General features: G+C 71.3%; 15 protein-coding genes. 8 read left to right on the top strand and 7 right to left on the bottom strand.

The genetic code is table 11. From position 1 onward, the window contains the following. Positions 1-92 precede the first annotated feature (92 nt). Genes ACWC5C_RS14645 through ACWC5C_RS14635 form a run of 3 tightly spaced genes read left to right on the top strand, consistent with a single transcriptional unit; the run spans position 93 to position 4,276 of the window. Positions 93-1,589: an FGGY family carbohydrate kinase gene (locus ACWC5C_RS14645; RefSeq protein ID WP_450875748.1), complete on the top strand. Its 1,497-nt coding sequence runs from the start codon at positions 93-95 to the stop codon at positions 1,587-1,589. A gap of 30 nt (positions 1,590-1,619) precedes the next feature. After that, positions 1,620-3,017 (top strand): FAD-dependent oxidoreductase, encoded by a 1,398-nt coding sequence (locus ACWC5C_RS14640; protein ID WP_450875747.1) that lies wholly within the window; start codon positions 1,620-1,622, stop codon positions 3,015-3,017. Continuing rightward, a complete protein-coding gene (locus tag ACWC5C_RS14635; protein ID WP_450875746.1) occupies positions 3,014-4,276 on the top strand; it encodes an NAD(P)/FAD-dependent oxidoreductase in 1,263 nt (420 codons plus the stop codon). The genes ACWC5C_RS14640 and ACWC5C_RS14635 overlap by 4 nt, the downstream gene beginning before the upstream one ends. A gap of 24 nt (positions 4,277-4,300) precedes the next feature. Here the strand turns inward: ACWC5C_RS14635 and ACWC5C_RS14630 are convergent, their stop codons facing one another. Next, the gene (locus ACWC5C_RS14630) at positions 4,301-4,675 is read right to left on the bottom strand and encodes an RNA-binding S4 domain-containing protein (RefSeq protein ID WP_450875745.1); all 375 of its coding nucleotides are present in this window, start codon (positions 4,673-4,675) and stop codon (positions 4,301-4,303) included. Between the two features lie 30 nt (positions 4,676-4,705). On the opposite strand from ACWC5C_RS14630, the gene lpdA reads away from it, so the two are divergent. After that, the gene (gene lpdA, locus ACWC5C_RS14625; RefSeq protein ID WP_450875744.1) at positions 4,706-6,106 is read left to right on the top strand and encodes a dihydrolipoyl dehydrogenase; all 1,401 of its coding nucleotides are present in this window, start codon (positions 4,706-4,708) and stop codon (positions 6,104-6,106) included. Positions 6,107-6,113: 7 nt separating this feature from the next. Here lpdA and ACWC5C_RS14620 read toward each other — a convergent pair whose 3' ends face one another. Beyond that, positions 6,114-6,635, bottom strand: a complete 522-nt coding sequence (locus ACWC5C_RS14620; RefSeq protein WP_450875743.1) for a GNAT family N-acetyltransferase — start codon at positions 6,633-6,635, stop codon at positions 6,114-6,116. An 83-nt stretch (positions 6,636-6,718) separates the two neighbouring features. Then, positions 6,719-6,922: a cold-shock protein gene (locus ACWC5C_RS14615; protein WP_010982331.1), complete on the bottom strand. Its 204-nt coding sequence runs from the start codon at positions 6,920-6,922 to the stop codon at positions 6,719-6,721. 374 nt (positions 6,923-7,296) lie between these two features. Between ACWC5C_RS14615 and ACWC5C_RS14610 the strand changes: the two genes are divergently transcribed. Continuing rightward, complete coding sequence (locus ACWC5C_RS14610; RefSeq protein WP_450875742.1) at positions 7,297-8,202, top strand: NADP-dependent oxidoreductase; 906 nt, start codon at positions 7,297-7,299, stop codon at positions 8,200-8,202. A gap of 50 nt (positions 8,203-8,252) precedes the next feature. On the opposite strand, the gene ACWC5C_RS14605 is transcribed toward ACWC5C_RS14610, so the two are convergent. Beyond that, positions 8,253-9,359: an alkene reductase gene (locus tag ACWC5C_RS14605; RefSeq protein WP_450875741.1), complete on the bottom strand. Its 1,107-nt coding sequence runs from the start codon at positions 9,357-9,359 to the stop codon at positions 8,253-8,255. Between the two features lie 61 nt (positions 9,360-9,420). Between ACWC5C_RS14605 and ACWC5C_RS14600 the strand changes: the two genes are divergently transcribed. Next, positions 9,421-9,795, top strand: coding sequence for a MerR family transcriptional regulator (locus tag ACWC5C_RS14600; RefSeq protein ID WP_450875740.1), 375 nt, complete (start codon positions 9,421-9,423; stop codon positions 9,793-9,795). On the opposite strand, the gene ACWC5C_RS14595 is transcribed toward ACWC5C_RS14600, so the two are convergent. Further along, complete coding sequence (locus tag ACWC5C_RS14595) at positions 9,770-10,162, bottom strand: MerR family transcriptional regulator (protein ID WP_450875880.1); 393 nt, start codon at positions 10,160-10,162, stop codon at positions 9,770-9,772. The two genes, ACWC5C_RS14600 and ACWC5C_RS14595, sit on opposite strands and share 26 nt — an antisense overlap. A gap of 338 nt (positions 10,163-10,500) precedes the next feature. Here ACWC5C_RS14595 and ACWC5C_RS14590 point away from each other — a divergent pair, with 338 nt between their 5' ends. After that, positions 10,501-11,991 (top strand): SulP family inorganic anion transporter, encoded by a 1,491-nt coding sequence (locus tag ACWC5C_RS14590; protein WP_450875739.1) that lies wholly within the window; start codon positions 10,501-10,503, stop codon positions 11,989-11,991. 180 nt (positions 11,992-12,171) lie between these two features. After that, entirely contained in the window at positions 12,172-13,086 is a 915-nt protein-coding gene (locus ACWC5C_RS14585; RefSeq protein WP_450875738.1) for an aldo/keto reductase, read from the top strand. On the opposite strand, the gene ACWC5C_RS14580 is transcribed toward ACWC5C_RS14585, so the two are convergent. Both ACWC5C_RS14580 and ACWC5C_RS14575 read right to left on the bottom strand, forming a co-directional pair. Beyond that, complete coding sequence (locus tag ACWC5C_RS14580; protein ID WP_450875737.1) at positions 13,017-13,895, bottom strand: serine/threonine protein kinase; 879 nt, start codon at positions 13,893-13,895, stop codon at positions 13,017-13,019. The two genes, ACWC5C_RS14585 and ACWC5C_RS14580, sit on opposite strands and share 70 nt — an antisense overlap. 76 nt (positions 13,896-13,971) lie before the next feature. After that, complete coding sequence (locus tag ACWC5C_RS14575; protein WP_450875736.1) at positions 13,972-15,201, bottom strand: cytochrome P450; 1,230 nt, start codon at positions 15,199-15,201, stop codon at positions 13,972-13,974. Positions 15,202-15,251 lie beyond the last annotated feature (50 nt).

Here is a 15,251-nt window from a genome sequence, read left to right as displayed (position 1 = left end):
CCAAGATCTACGCCGCCACCGCACAAGCCCCACCCAAGAAGCCACTACCGAAGAAGCCCCCCCACCGCAGACCCTCCACCGAAGAACCGGACATGCTGCCTGTCCCAGAGCGTCCCCACCGCGCACCCACGGGCCCCGCGACCGGAGCGGTGCTCGCCGTCGACCAAGGCACCTCGGGCACCAAGGCGCTGGTCCTCTGCCCGGAGCGCGGTGTGCTCGGCTCCGCCGAGGTGGCCGTGCACCCGCGCCACCTCCCTGGAGGGCTGGTCGAGGTCGACCCCGCCGACCTGCTCGCGTCGGTCGTCGACGCCGGACGCCAGGCCCTCGCGCGGGCCGGTGAGCCGGTGGTGGCGGTCGGCCTCGCCAACCAGGGCGAGACGGTGCTGGTGTGGGACCCCGCGACCGGCGCCCCGCTGACCGACGCCCTGGTGTGGCAGGACCGGCGGGCGGAGACGGTGTGCGCGGACCTCGCGGAACACGCCGACACCCTGCGCCACCTCACCGGGCTGCCCCTCGACCCGTACTTCGCCGCGCCCAAGATGGCCTGGCTGCGCCGCCACCGCACCCGCGAGGGCGTCGTCACCACCAGCGACGTCTGGCTGATCCACCAGCTCACCGGCGCGTTCGTCACCGACGCGGCCACCGCCGGGCGCACCGGGCTGCTCGACCTCGACCGCGTCGTATGGTCCCCGGAGGCGCTGGACCTCTACGGCCTGACGGCAGAACAGCTGCCCCGGGTCGTCGACGCGGACACCATGGCCGGGACCACCACCGCCTTCGGCGGCGAGATCCCGCTCACCGGACTCCTCGTCGACCAGCAGGCCGCCCTGCTGGCCCAGAGCGTCACCGAGCCCGGCGCCGCCAAATGCACGTACGGCACCGGCGCGTTCCTGCTCGCCCAGACCGGGCCCCGGCCCCGACGTGGCACCAGTGGCCTGGTGAGCTGCGTGGCCTGGCGGCTCGGCGGGAACACCAGCTACTGCCTCGACGGACAGGTGTACACCGCCGCCTCTGCCGTGCACTGGCTCACCGGTCTGGGCGTGATCGGCGGGCCCAGGGACCTCGACCCGGTGGGCGGCTCCGTGCCGGACACCGGGGGAGTGACGTTCGTACCGTCGCTCGCCGGACTCGCCGCCCCCTGGTGGCGCGGCGACCTCCGGGGCTCGGTGACCGGCCTCGGCCTCGACACCACCGCCGGGCATCTGGTGCGCGCCCTGTGCGAGGGCATCGCCGCGCAGGTGGCCGAGATCGCCGACGCGGCCGCCGCCGACCTGGGCGCGCCGCTCACCACCCTCCGGGCCGACGGGGGCCTCACCCGCTCCGCGCTGCTCATGCAGGCCCAGGCCGACCTGCTGCAACTGCCCGTCGAAGTGTCCGCCCTGCCCGATGTGACCGCCCTCGGCGTGGGCGCCGTCGCCCGGCTGGGCCTGGACCCCGGGCTGCCACTCGCTAGGGCCGTCCCGGAGTGGAAACCGGCCGCCGTCTACACCCCACGGATCAGCGCGGACGAGGCCGCCGAGCGCCGGGCCGGTTTCCGGTCGGCCGTGGCCGCGCTGCTGACCGCCACTGAGCGGCTGACCCGTGACTGAGCAACCGCACCAGGAGCCAAGGAACCCAGCATGACCGTAACGACCACGGGTGACCTTCCCGGCGAGGTCTACGACGTGGCCATCATCGGCGCCGGGGTGGTCGGCACCGCCATCGCCCGCGAACTCGCCGCGCACCGGCTGCGCATCGCCCTCGTAGAGGCATCCGACGACGTCGGCGACGGCACCTCGAAGGCCAACACCGCGATCCTGCACACCGGTTTCGACGCCACTCCCGGCACCCTGGAAGCCCGGCTGGTGCGCGAGGGCTACCAACGGCTGAACACCTACGCCGCCGAGGCGGGCATCCCGGTGGAACCGCTCGGCGCCCTGCTCGTCGCCTGGGACGCCGAACAGCTCGCCGCGCTGCCCGCCCTCGCCCAGAAGGCCGGACGCAACGACTGCCACGACACCCGGATCCTCGCCGCCGACGAGGTGTACGCGCGCGAACCGCATCTGGGCCCCGGCGCCCTCGGCGCCCTCGAAGTCCCCGGCGAGAGCATCATCTGCCCCTGGACGACCACCCTCGCCTACGCCACCCAGGCGGTGCGCGGTGGCGTCGACCTGCACCTCAACTGCGCCGCGGAAACCATCACCACAGACGGCCACCACGAAATCGCCACCACCCGTGGCCCGTTGCGCACCCGCTACCTGGTCAACGCCGCCGGACTGTACGCGGACGAGATCGACCGGCGGCTCGGCCACACCGAGTTCAGCGTCACCCCCAGGCGTGGCCAGCTCATCGTCTTCGACAAGTTCGCCCGAGGCCTGGTCGGCCACATCCTGCTGCCGGTGCCCACGGCCCTCGGCAAGGGCGTACTGGTGGCGCCCACCGTCTACGGCAACGTCATGCTCGGCCCCACCGCCGAGGACCTCGACGACAAGCACGCCACCGGCTCCACGGCCACCGGACTCTCCCTGCTCCGCGACAAGGGCGCCCGCATCATGCCCGAGCTGCTGGACGAGGAGGTCACCGCGGTCTACGCGGGGCTGCGCGCCGCCACCGAACACGCCGACTTCCAGATCCGGGCCCACCCCGAACAGGGCTACGTGGCCGTCGGCGGCATCCGCTCCACCGGGCTGACCGCCTCGATGGCCATCGCCGCCCATGTACGGGACCTCCTCACCGACTGCGGCCTCGACCCGGGCCCCGCGCGGGACCTCGCACCACCCCGCATGCCGAACATCGGCGAGGCGTTCGCCCGCCCCTACCAGCGCGCCGACCTCATCGCCGCCGACCCCGAGTACGGCACCGTCGTCTGCCACTGCGAGCGCGTCACCCGCGGCGAGATCCGCGACGCGCTGCGCGCCACCGTGCCCCCGGGGTCGCTCGACGGGCTGCGGCGCCGGACCCGTGCGCTGGGCGGCCGCTGCCAGGGCTTCTACTGCGGCGCCGCCGTACGCGCCCAGTTCGAGGAGGCACGCCGATGACCACCGACGAAACACCGGACCGCACCCACCGCACCGTGGACGTCCTGGTCATCGGCGCCGGACCCGCCGGACTCGCCACCGCCACCCGGCTGGCCGAAGCCGGAGTGGACACTGTCCAGGTCATCGACCGCGAGCAGCACGCCGGGGGCATCCCCCGCCACTGCCACCACACCGGATTCGGATCGCGCGATCTGCACCGGCTGCTCAGCGGCCCCGACTACGCCCGCCGCCACATCGCCGCCGCGCTGCGCGCCGGGGTCAGCCTGCGCACCGGCGTCACCGCCACCGGATGGGCCGGACCGCGCACCGTGGACCTCACCGCGGCGACCGGGCTTGAGCGCGTCACCGCCCGGGCCGTGGTCCTCGCCACCGGTGCCCGCGAACGCCCCCGCAGCGCCCGCCTCGTACCCGGCACCCGGCCCGCGGGCGTCTACACCACCGGGCAGCTGCAGCAAGCCGTCCATGTGCACCACCAGAGCATCGGCCGCCGCGCCGTCGTCGTAGGGGCCGAACGCGTCGGCTACTCCGCGGTCGACACCCTCCACACCGCCGGTGTCGAGGTCGCCGCCCTGGTCACCGGCCTGCCCCGGCACCAGGCCCATCCGGCGCGCCACCTCGCCGCCCGGCTGCGCCACGGCGTCCCGCTGCTCACCGACACCACCGTGACCGGGCTGACCGGCCGGGACCGGCTGACGGGCGTCCGCGTGGCGCACCGGGACGGCCGGACCGCGACCATCGGCTGCGACACCGTGGTGTTCACCGGCGACTGGATCCCCGACCACGAACTGGCCCGCGGCGCCGGAATCCCCCTCGACCCCGGCACCCGGGGGCCGGAGACCGACACGGAGTTCCGTACCAGCGTCCCCGGAGTCTTCGCGGTGGGCAATCTGCTGCACCCCGTCGAGACGGCCGCCACCGCCGCGCTGGACGGCCGGTTCGCCGCCGGACCGGTGCTGCGCCACCTGGCCGGTGAGCCGTGGCCGGAGGCCCCGCTGCCGGTCCGGACCGACGCGCCGCTGCGCTGGGTGGCGCCGGGCCGGATCGCCCCGGACGGCCCGCCCCCGCCGTATCGCCGCTTCACGCTGCGCACCGCCGCGTTCCTCACCCGGCCGGTGCTCACGGTCCGGCAGGACGGCCGCACCCTGCACCGGCAGCGCGTCCCGCGCACCGTGGCCCCCGGCCGCCCGCTCCATCTGTCCGCCGACTGGATCACCCGGGCCGACGCGCACGGCGGCCCGGTACGGATCGGCGTCGAGTGACCGAAGCGGCCCGCGCCCCGGGGGTCACACCCCCCGCAGCCGCTCCATCTCCCGCCGGTCCCGCTTGGTCGGGCGGCCCGCGCCACGGTCGCGCAGCGCGACGGGCACGGCCTGCTCCTTCGGCGGCGGGGGCGGGCTGTTGTCCACGTAGCACTCGACCGCCACGGCCGCCCCGACCCGCTTGCGCACGATCCGCGACACCACCACGACCCGGTCCCGCCCCGCGTGGCGCAGCCGCACCTCGTCACCCTGCCGCACCGCCTGGGCGGGCTTGACGCGCTCGCCGTTGACGCGGACGTGCCCGGCCCGGGCGGCCGACGCGGCGAGCGACCGCGTCTTGGTGAGCCGCACCGACCAGATCCAGCTGTCGACCCGAACGGACCCCTCGTCTGAAGCCATACCCCGACTCTAATGTCTAAGGTGCGACGCATGAGCGCACATTTTGACGTCGTGGTCCTGGGGGCGGGGTCGGGCGGCTATGTGGCGGCGATCCGCGCCGCGCAGCTGGGCCTGCGCACGGCCGTCGTCGAGGAGCGGTTCTGGGGTGGCGTCTGCCTGAACGTCGGATGCATCCCGTCCAAGGCCCTGCTGCGCAACGCCGAGCTGGCCCATCTGCTCACCCACGAGGCCAGCACCTTCGGCATTCAGGTGAACGGCGAGCTGAGCCTCGACTATCAGGCCGCGTACGACCGCAGCCGCAAGGTGGCGGACGGCCGGGTCAAAGGCATCCACTACCTGATGAAGAAGAACAAGATCACGCAGTACGACGGGCGGGGCACCTTCACCGACCCCCACACACTGCGGGTCGCGCTCGCCGACGGCCGGGTGGAGGCCGTCTCGTTCGACCACTGCGTCATCGCGGCCGGAGCCACCGCCAATCTGCTGCCCGGCACCTCGCTCAGCGAGCGGGTGGTCACCTACGAGGAGCAGATCCTCGCCCCGGACCTGCCCGGCAGCGTCCTGATCGCGGGCGCGGGCGCCATCGGCGTCGAGTTCGCGTACATCATGCACAGCTACGGGGTGCAGGTGACGCTCGTGGAGTTCCTGGACCGGATCGTGCCCCTGGAGGACGAGGACGTCTCCGTCGAGCTGACCCGCCGCTACCGCAGGCTCGGCATCAACATCCTCACCTCCACCCGCGTCGAGGCGATCAACGACTCGGGCGCCGCAGTCAAGGTCATGGTCACCACGGGCGGCCAGCGCCAGACCCTCCAGGCCGGGAAGGTGCTGCAGGCGATCGGCTTCCGGCCACGGGTGGAGAGCTACGGGCTGGAGCGCGCCGGGGTCCGGCTGACCGACCGGGGCGCCATCGACGTCGACGGCCGGTGCCGCACGAGCGTGCCGCACATCTTCGCGGTCGGCGACGTGACCGCCAAGCTGATGCTCGCCCACGCCGCCGAGGCGATGGGCATCGTCGCGGCGGAGACCATCGGCGGCGCGGAGACCATGGAACTCGACTACGTGATGATTCCGCGCGCCACCTTCTGCCAGCCCCAGATCGCCAGCTTCGGCTGGACCGAGGCCCAGGCCCGCGAACGCGGCTTCGACGTCAAGGTGGCCACCTTCCCGTTCACCGCCAACGGCAAGGCCCACGGCCTGGGCGACCCCGGCGGCTTCGTGAAGCTCATCAGCGACGACCGCCACGGTGAACTCCTCGGCGGCCACCTCATCGGCCCCGAGGTCACCGAACTGCTGCCGGAACTCACCCTCGCACAGCAATGGGACCTGACGGTCCACGAACTGGCCCGCAACATCCACGCCCACCCCACCCTCGGCGAAGCGGTAAAGGAGGCCGTACACGGCCTCGCGGGCCACATGGTCAACCTGTGACCGTCGCTCAAAGGCCCTTTCGCATAAGAACGCACATCGTCTCGTGGCGGCGGATCGCCCCGTCAGGCCCTTCCTCGTCCCAGGCATCGGGCTTGCGGGCGTAGGCGGCGTAGCCCAGACGTTCGTACAGGGCGCGTGCCCGAGGGTTGTTCTCCTCGACGGCGAGTTCGGCCCTGCGCCTGCCGCGGTTCCTCATCCTTTGCTCGGCGGTTTGGATCAGCAGCGTTCCCAGGCCGCGGGACTGGAGTGCCGGGAGGACGGCGAGCTGCCACAAGGTTCCGGCTTCCTCGGAAGCCTGGTAGTCGATGCCGCCGATCGCCACCGGCAGATCCACAGGGGTGTATACAGCCAGGTATTCCACCTCCCCGGCCGCGGCGCGCTCCAACGCGCGCTCCACTTGGCGCAGGTGGGTGGCTGAGCCCGACCAGGTGCATGCTGGCAGGTCGCGAGGCAGTAGGTCGCGGACACTGACGGCTATGACGATGGTGGCATCGGTGGATTCGTGTGCCGTGGTCACGGCCGCGAGCATGCCAACTGGTGCAACGGTGCGGCAACGCATTATACGGCGCCCGCCCAGCGAAGCTCGCTGGGCGGGCGCCGTATAGTGCAGGGTCAGGCCGGGGTGATGTTCTCGGCCTGGGGGCCCTTCTGGCCCTGGGTGACGTCGAAGTTCACCTTCTGGCCTTCCTGGAGCTCACGGAAGCCGGAGCTGGCGATGTTCGAGTAGTGAGCGAAGACGTCGGGGCCGCCGCCGTCCTGCTCGATGAAGCCGAAGCCCTTTTCCGAGTTGAACCACTTGACGGTTCCGCTGGCCATTTTGCCCTCCAAGGGGACTGGAAGTCGGTTCCCGCACCGTGCGGGAGCCGGAGGTGATCGCCCTGGTCCTCAGAGACTCTGAACAGAAAGGTCGCCCGTGAGCACGCTCACGGGCGACCAGTACTTCGGAACCATGACAGCTGGTGCTGAGGCTACACCGGCAGTTGCCCCTTTCTCACCAAGGCGACGACCCCGGACGGAGTGTGGGGGCCGGAGTTGTGTGATCTGGCCGCATGGAGCGGGGCCGATCGGCCTCGGTGACGGCGGCCGCAGGAGTCCCGGCTTGCCGATTTACCCCTCACGTTGACGTCAGGTTCTAGAGTAACGGGCATCGAATGAACGTCATTTCGGCCAAAAAGGTGAGGTAGGACATTATGCGCGCAGCCCGCTTCCACGCATACGGCGGAGCGGAGAGCCTGGTGATCGAGCAGGCCCCCGACCCCCACCCCGGAGCTGGTGAGATCCGTGTCCGCACCGCGGCGGCCAGCGTCAATCCCATCGACTGGAAGCTGCGCACCGGCGCCCTGCACCAGCTGCTTCCCCTGGAGCTGCCCGCCATCCCCGGGCGCGACGCCGCCGGCGTGGTCGACGAAATCGGTGACGGAGTGCAGGGGGTGAGCGTCGGCGACCGCGTCTTCGGGCTGGGCGGCGTCACGGGCGCGACGGCAGAGCTGGTCATCCTCTCGGCCTGGGCCCACACCCCCGCCACGTGGAACGATGAGCAGGCTGCGGGCGCCGGTCTCGCGTCCGTGACCGCGATGCGTGGACTGAACGCGCTCGGCTCCCTCGAGGGGCGCACCCTTCTCGTCGAGGGCGCCGCCGGAGGCGTGGGCAGTGCGGCGGTCGAGATCGCTGTGGCACAAGGTGCCACCGTTATCGGGACAGCCAGCGAACGCAACCATGAGTTTCTCACCTCTCTCGGCGCCGTACCCACCACCTACGGCCCTGGCCTCGCACAGCGCCTCACCGCTCTCGCTCCGCACGGCGTCGACATCGCGCTCGACACCGCGGCCTCCGGCTCGCTGGACGACCTCGTCGCGATCACGGGCGACCCGACGCGCGTCGCGACGGTCGCCGACCACGCGGGCGGGCAGCGCCTGGGCACGCATGTGGTCAACGCGGAGAACGACTCCACCCTCCTGTCCGCGGCCGCGGAGCTGGGGCGGCAAGGCCGCTACACACCCCGTATCGAACAGACCTACCCCCTGGAGGGAATCGCCGACGCCCACGCGCAGGCCGAGCGCGGACGCACGCGCGGAAAGATCGTCATCCGCGTCTGAAGTGGGGCATGGCCCAGGTGCGAGGTCAGCTGCCTGGGCTGCCGTGCGGGTCAGTTGTGGGTGTGCAGGGCGGGGTAGTCGGTGTAGCCGGTGGGTCCGCCGGTGTACATCGCGTACTTGGCGCGTACGGCGTTGATCGGGGCGCCGGTGCGGATCCGCTGGACAAGGTCGGGGTTGGCGAGGAACGGACGGCCCAGCGCGATGAGGTCGGCTCCCGCGTCCAGGAGGCGTTCGGCGGCTGCGCGTCCGCCGTCGGCGGGGATCTGGTCGGCGGGCAGGAGCGGGTTTGCGATCAGCGTGCCGGTCCAGATCTCCCGCAGGCGGGCGAAGAGCGGCTGCGCGGGGTCGGTGAAGGCGAGGTGCAGGTAGGCCAGCCCCTTGTCCGCGTTGGCCTCGACGAGTGCGGGGTAGAGGTCGTCGGCGTCGGTGTCCGTGATGCCGTTGACGGTGGTGCCGGGCGAGATCCGCAGGCCGGTGCGCTCCGCGCCGATCGCGTCGATGACGGCGTCGACGACCTCCGTGGTGAAGCGGATGCGGTTCTCGATGGTGCCGCCGTACGCGTCGGTGCGCTGGTTGGTGTTGGGCGCGAGGAACTGGTGGAGCAGGTAGCCGTTGGCGCTGTGGACCTCGACGCCGGTGAAGCCCGCGTCGACGGCGCGGCGGGCGGTGGCCGCGAAGTCGGCGATGGTCTGCCGGATATCGTCGGACGTCATCTCGCGCGGGGTGCCTGCTTCTTGGAAGCCGGTCGGGGTGTAGATGGGGTCGGGCAGCCGGATCGGCGAGGGAGCGAGGGGAGTCAGGCCGCTGTTGTCGGGGTGGCCGACCCGTCCGCCGTGCTGGATCTGCAGGAACATCGGGCCGCCGCCCGCGGCCTGGACGGCCTTGGTGACCTGGCGCCATCCGGCGGTGTGAGCGTCGGTGTGCAGGGCAGTGATGTTCGGGTAGGTCTGACCGACCGCGTTGGGGGTGGAGGCTTCAGCGATGATCGCTCCGGCGGTGGCGCGCTGGGCGTAGTACTCGGCCATCAGCGGGGTGGGAGTGCCGTCGCTCTCGGCGCGGTTGCGGGTCATGGGGGCGATGACCAGGCGGTTCGCCAGCTCATGGGAGCCGAGGAGGGCGGGGGCCAGGAGGGGGGAGGTCGTCGTTGCGTCCGTCATGTGGCTACCGTAGAAGTTGACACTGATGTAAGAATCAAGCGGAAATGATGTGAGCTGCGTCATGCGAATCGGTGAGCTGGCCCGGCGTACGGGTGTGAGCGAGCGCTCGCTGCGCTACTACGAGCAGGAGGGCCTGCTGTCCGCCGAACGGACGCCCGGCGGGCATCGGGAGTATGCCGAGCTGGCAGTGGCCCGGGTGCGGCGGATCCAGGAACTCTACGCGGCCGGTCTGTGCAGCTCGAAGATCGCCAAGCTGCTGCCCTGTATGCGCGACAGCGACGGTGGCCCGGCCGAGACGGCCGACGAGTTCCTGGTGAGCGAGCTGCTGGTAGAGCGGGCCCGCATCGACCGCATGATCGAGGACCTTCAGCGCTCCCGCTCCCTGCTGGACAGCGTCATCGACACCGCCGTCACCGGGAATCCCGCGCCGAGGTGAGGCGCTCGCTCAGCGTGGCAGCGAATTCCTCCGCCCGCGCCAGCTGGGTCCGCAGGTCCGCCACCCGCTGCTGCGCGGCCTCGTGGAAACCGTTCACCCGCTCCAGCAGACCCTCCCGCTCGCCGGGCGGCAACTGCGCACCGGAGTCGAGGCGGTCGGTGGCCTCCAGCAGGTCGCGCATCTGGTCCAGGGTGAAGCCGAGTGGCTTCATGCGGCGGATGACCATGAGGCGGGCGACGTCGGCCTCGGTGTAGAGGCGGAAGCCGCCCTGGGAGCGGGCGGAGGGGACGACGAGGCCGGTCTCCTCGTAGTGCCGGATGGTGCGCAGGGACAACTCGGTCCGCGCGGCGACTTCACCGATCTGCATGTGCTTGCCGTCCACGCCCGTGATCCTCTGGCCCTTCGCTCTCCGGTAGGCCGCATCCGGTCGCGACCCCCTCCCGATCTCTACTCTAACGTTAGGGTAGAGTTTGCCGTGTCGGGGCCGATGGCGCCCCCGGCGAAGATCCGATTCTTGCAGGAGAACCGCGTGCGCGAGCCCATGACGCCCGCCGCCGCGGCCTGCTCGCCGTGACGTCTCGTACCCGGATGTGAGCCCGCCGGACCATCGCGCCACGTTTCCCCCGCACTGTGTCCGCACGCCCCGGCCTTGCTGAAGGCGCGCGCCCGAGCTTGAGGTTCCTACTCCCTTTGTCTGGTTCCGCTATGTCCCCGGCCGCCCGCCTGCGCGGCCTGAAGCCCGATTGGCTGACCGATCCGAAGGTCTGGCGTACCGAGGTCCTGGCGGGTCTGGTGGTCGGGCTCGCGCTGATCCCCGAGGCGATCTCGTTCTCGATCATCGCCGGGGTCGACCCGGCCATCGGCCTGTTCGCCGCCTTCACCATGGCCGTCACCATCTCGCTCGTCGGCGGGCGCCGGGCGATGATCTCCGCCGCGACCGGTGCCGTGGCACTGGTGATCGCGCCGATGAACCGTGAGCACGGCCTGGGCTATCTGATCGCCACGGTGATCCTCGCCGGTGTCGTCCAGATCGCGCTCGGCGCGCTGGGCGTGGCGAAGCTGATGCGGTTCATCCCCCGCTCGGTCATGGTCGGCTTCGTCAACGCCCTCGCCATCCTGGTCTTCATGGCCCAGGTCCCCGAGATGACGGACGTGCCCTGGGCCGTCTACCCGCTGCTCATCGGTGGCCTGGTGCTCATGGTGTTCTTCCCGAAGGTCACCACCGTGATCCCGGCCCCGCTGGTGTCGATCGTGATCCTCACCGCCATCACGGTCGCGGCCGGGATCGCGGTGCCCACCGTCGGCGACAAGGGCGACCTGCCGTCCTCCCTGCCGGTCCCCGGACTGCCCGACGTGCCCTTCACCCTGGACACCCTGACCACCATCGCGCCCTACGCCATGGCCATGGCCCTGGTCGGTCTGATGGAGTCGCTGATGACGGCCAAGCTGGTCGACGACATCACCGACACCCACTCCGACAAGACCCGCGAATCCATCGGCCAGGGCATCGCCAACATCGTCACCGGCTTCTTCGGCGGTATGGGCGGCTGCGCCATGATCGGCCAGACGATGATCAACGTAAAGGTCTCCGGGGCCCGCACCCGCTTGTCGACGTTCCTGGCGGGCGCGTTCCTGATGGTGCTGTGCATCGTCTTCGGGCCGGTCGTCTCCGACATCCCCATGGCCGCCCTGGTCGCTGTCATGGTCATGGTGTCGTTCACGACCTTCGACTGGCACTCCATCGCCCCCAAGACCCTGGGGCGGATGCCCGCCGGGGAGATCGCCGTCATGGTGATCACCGTCGCGGTCATCGTGGCCACCCACAACCTGGCCATCGGTGTCGTCGTCGGCTCGATCACCGCCATGGTCGTCTTCGCCAAGCGCGTCGCCCACCTCGCCGAGGTCACCGCCGTCACCGACCCCGACCACACGACCGTCGTCTACCGGGTCACCGGCGAGCTGTTCTTCGCCTCCTCCAACGACCTCGTCGGCCAGTTCGACTACGCCACCGACCCGAAGAAGGTCGTCATCGACCTGTCCGCCGCCCACGTCTGGGACGCCTCCTCCGTCGCCGCCCTCGACGCGATCGAGGCCAAGTACGCCCAGCGCGGCAAGACCGTCGAGATCACCGGCCTGAACGACCCCAGCGCCCACCTCCACGGCAAACTCAGCGGCGAACTCACAGCCGACCACTGACCTGCGAAGCCTTCCAGGATCCAGCCGGGTCACGTACCCGCGCTCTGGCACACGACGTCATCGCGTCAGTAGGGTCACCTGGCGGATTCCGAATCGGCGCATCGGAAGGCGGACGCTCAGGTGAAGTACCGACAGTTAGGACGCTCCGGCGTTCAGGTGGGGCAACTCGCCCTGGGTACCATGAACTTCGGCCAGCACACCTCCGACCAGGAGGCCCACGCCATCATGGACAAGGCCCTCGACCGGGGGGTCAATCTGTTCGACACGGCCGATATCTATGGCGGGCGGCTGGGGGAGGGGGTCACCGAGCGGATCATCGGTGAGTGGCTCGCCCAGGACTCCTCGCGGCGGGACCGGATCGTTCTGGCGACCAAGGCCTTCGGTCCCATGGGCCGGGACCGCAACTCCGCGCGCCTGACGGCGCTGCACATACGCAGAGCCTGCGAGGACTCGCTGCGCCGCCTGCGAACCGACCGCATCGACCTGCTCCAGATGCATCACATCGACCGCGTCACCCCCTGGGAGGAGACGTGGCAGGCCCTGGAACTGCTCGTGACCCAGGGGAAGGTGCTGTACGTCGGCTCCTCCAACTTCGCCGGATGGCATCTGGCGCGCACCCAGGAACGTGCCGAGCGGCGGGGCCTGCTGAGGCTGGTCACCGAACAGTCGGTGTACAACCTGATGCAGCGTACGGTCGAGCTCGAGGTGCTGCCGGCCTGCCGTGACTATGGCATGGGGCTGCTGCCGTACAGCCCGTTGAACGGCGGGCTCCTCGCCGGAGCGGCGGCCCGCGCGGACGGCGGCAAGAGGACGGCCGTGCCGAAGGCCAGGCGGCTGCTGGAGGCAGAGGGTGAGCGGCTGGCCGCGTACGAGCAGTGGTGCGGGAAGATCGGCGCGGCCCCCGCCGCCGTGGCCCTGGCGTGGCTGCTGCACCAGCCGGGTGTCACCGCTCCCGTGGTCGGGCCGCGCACCCTGGAACAGTTCGACGGGGCGCTCGCGGCGCTGAAGCTGAGCTTCGACAGCGCTCAACTCGCCGACTTGGACGAGATGTTCCCCGGCCCCGGAGGTGCGGCTCCCGAGGCGTACGCCTGGTGACGCCGCGGCGGGCGCCGCTCCGCCCCGGTCTCGTCGTCGGCGTCAGCCGTGGCGAACAGCCCCAGGTGTTCCTCCCGCACCAGCCGGAACCTCAGGGCGGTGGAGACCACGGCGGCGCGCTGCCAGTTGATCCTGGCCCCGGCATCCCGCGCTGACCTGGTGTCGCCGCGCACGCGGAGCTTGCGCCGGGCGAGGTAGCTGATGTGGTAGTTGACGGCGGCCTCGGTGATGCCCGCGCACAGGCCGTGGTGCTGGAGGCGTCTGACGATCTCGGGCGTGCTCGGGATGGCGGGGCTCGATGAGTCGCGCAACCGCGGCTCGCACAGCGCCACCAGCACCATGAAGTACTTCGCGTGCTCATCGAGGCCGAAGGCAGACGTCGGCTCGTCCGGGCGGTGTGCCGGGCGGGCCGACGGTTCCGGCGAGGCGAGGTAGGCGGGGTCGGGTGCGGTGACGGACAGGTACACCAGCCCGGTCGGTGAGGGCAGGGTGATCCGGGAGCGGGTGAAGGGGACTGGCATGTCCGCCCGCCCGGGCGGCACGCAGACGTATTCCCCGCTGCCTTCCTCATTCTCCACCACATAGGTGCGGCTCCGGCTCAGGTTGGTGATCAGCCAGAAGCGGTCCACACGACGGATGCGACCCGCCACCGGCTCGCCGCTCTCGTCGTCGAGCGGGATGTCCACCGGGGTGTTCGCGAGGCCGGCGCCGAACGTCATCTCCTCCTCGCACACCACCTCCACGGCGGGGGCGGAGCCCCCCGGCGTCCCGGCCACCACGACGCGGAGCGCGAGTGCGGACCATCCCATGTGTGCTTCCCCTCTTCCGTGCTCCCCGTCATCGGTGTCCGCGTGCGCCGGGCCACTGCCGCCGGGCCGGACGCGGTCAGTGCGGTTTCATGACCACCTCGAGCCGGTCGAAGCCCTGGAGGAAGTTCGAGGCACGCCGGACGGGCTCCCCGGCGAGTTCCACCGTGGCGACCCGTTCGGCCATCACCTCCAGCAGGCAGCGCAGTTCGAGCCTGGCCAGCGCCGCCCCGACGCAGTAGTGCGCCCCGACCCCGAAGGCGATGTGCGGGTTGGGCCGCCGGTCCGGCAGGAAGGTGTCCGGGTCGGGGAACACCCGCTCGTCGAGGTTGGCCGACGGATACCACAGCACCACCCGGTCCCCGGACCGGACCGTGACGTCGCCGATGGAGGCCTCCCGGACCGCGGTGCGCATGGCGTGCAGGGCGGGCGACGTCCAGCGCACGATCTCCTCGACGGTGGTTCCGATGAGCCGCGGCTCGCTCCTCAGCCTCTCCCACAGCCCGGGCTGCCGGGCGAAGAGCAGCAGAGCACCGGCCAGGGCGTGCGGAACGGTTTCGAGTCCGCCGTTCATCAGGCCGTCGCAGTTGAGCAGGATTTCCTCGTCCGTCAGTGGCGTGCCGCCCGGGTTCGCATGGGCCAGGGCCGAGACGATGTCGTCGCCGGGCTGCTCGCGGCGCATGTCGAGCAGTTCGTCGAAGTAGGCGAAGACCCGGGCGTGGGCCGCCGTCCTGGCAGCTTCGGCCTCCGGGCCCGGATCGGTGTGGTCGAACGCCTCGGCCATCGTGACGGTCAGGGAGTCCCAGTCCTGCCGCGGCACGCCGAGCATGTCCAGGAGCACCCACTGCGGCACCCGCGCGGTGAGTTCCCCCACGGCGTCGAACGCGGCGCCGCGTTCCAGGAGTTCGTCCAGGCGTGCGGCGACGCGCTCCCTGAGGACTACGCCCTGCGACATGACCGACCGGCTGCCCAGCCAGACCTGGTGCGCCGCCCGCAACCGCGCCTGCGCCGCCCCGTCCGAGACCACCAGCATGCGGCCCGCGGCCGCCCGCACCCCCGCCGGGTTGCTGCCCAGCCGCATCCCCTGCTCGGAGATGAACGTGTCCGGACGGCCCAGCACCTCCTCGCACTCCCGATGCGTGGTCACCGACCAGAAGCCGCCCGCCAGCGGGGACTCCGTCCAGGCGACGGGGTGCCGGGCGCGGGCTTCGCGCCACATCTCCAGATGCGCGGTCCCGGTGTACAGCCCCGGGTCGGCCAGGTCGATGCCGGGCGGGCCGGCAGCCCATACGGGAAAACGCCCCTCCATTGCTTCCCTCCAAATCAACTCGACGTATTGTGCGGTCGATCGGTCTCCGC

It is taken from the genome of Streptomyces sp. NPDC001700 (assembly GCF_053596435.1).
Note: the sequence above shows the minus strand (reverse complement) of the source record. Positions and strands in the feature narration are given on the sequence as shown.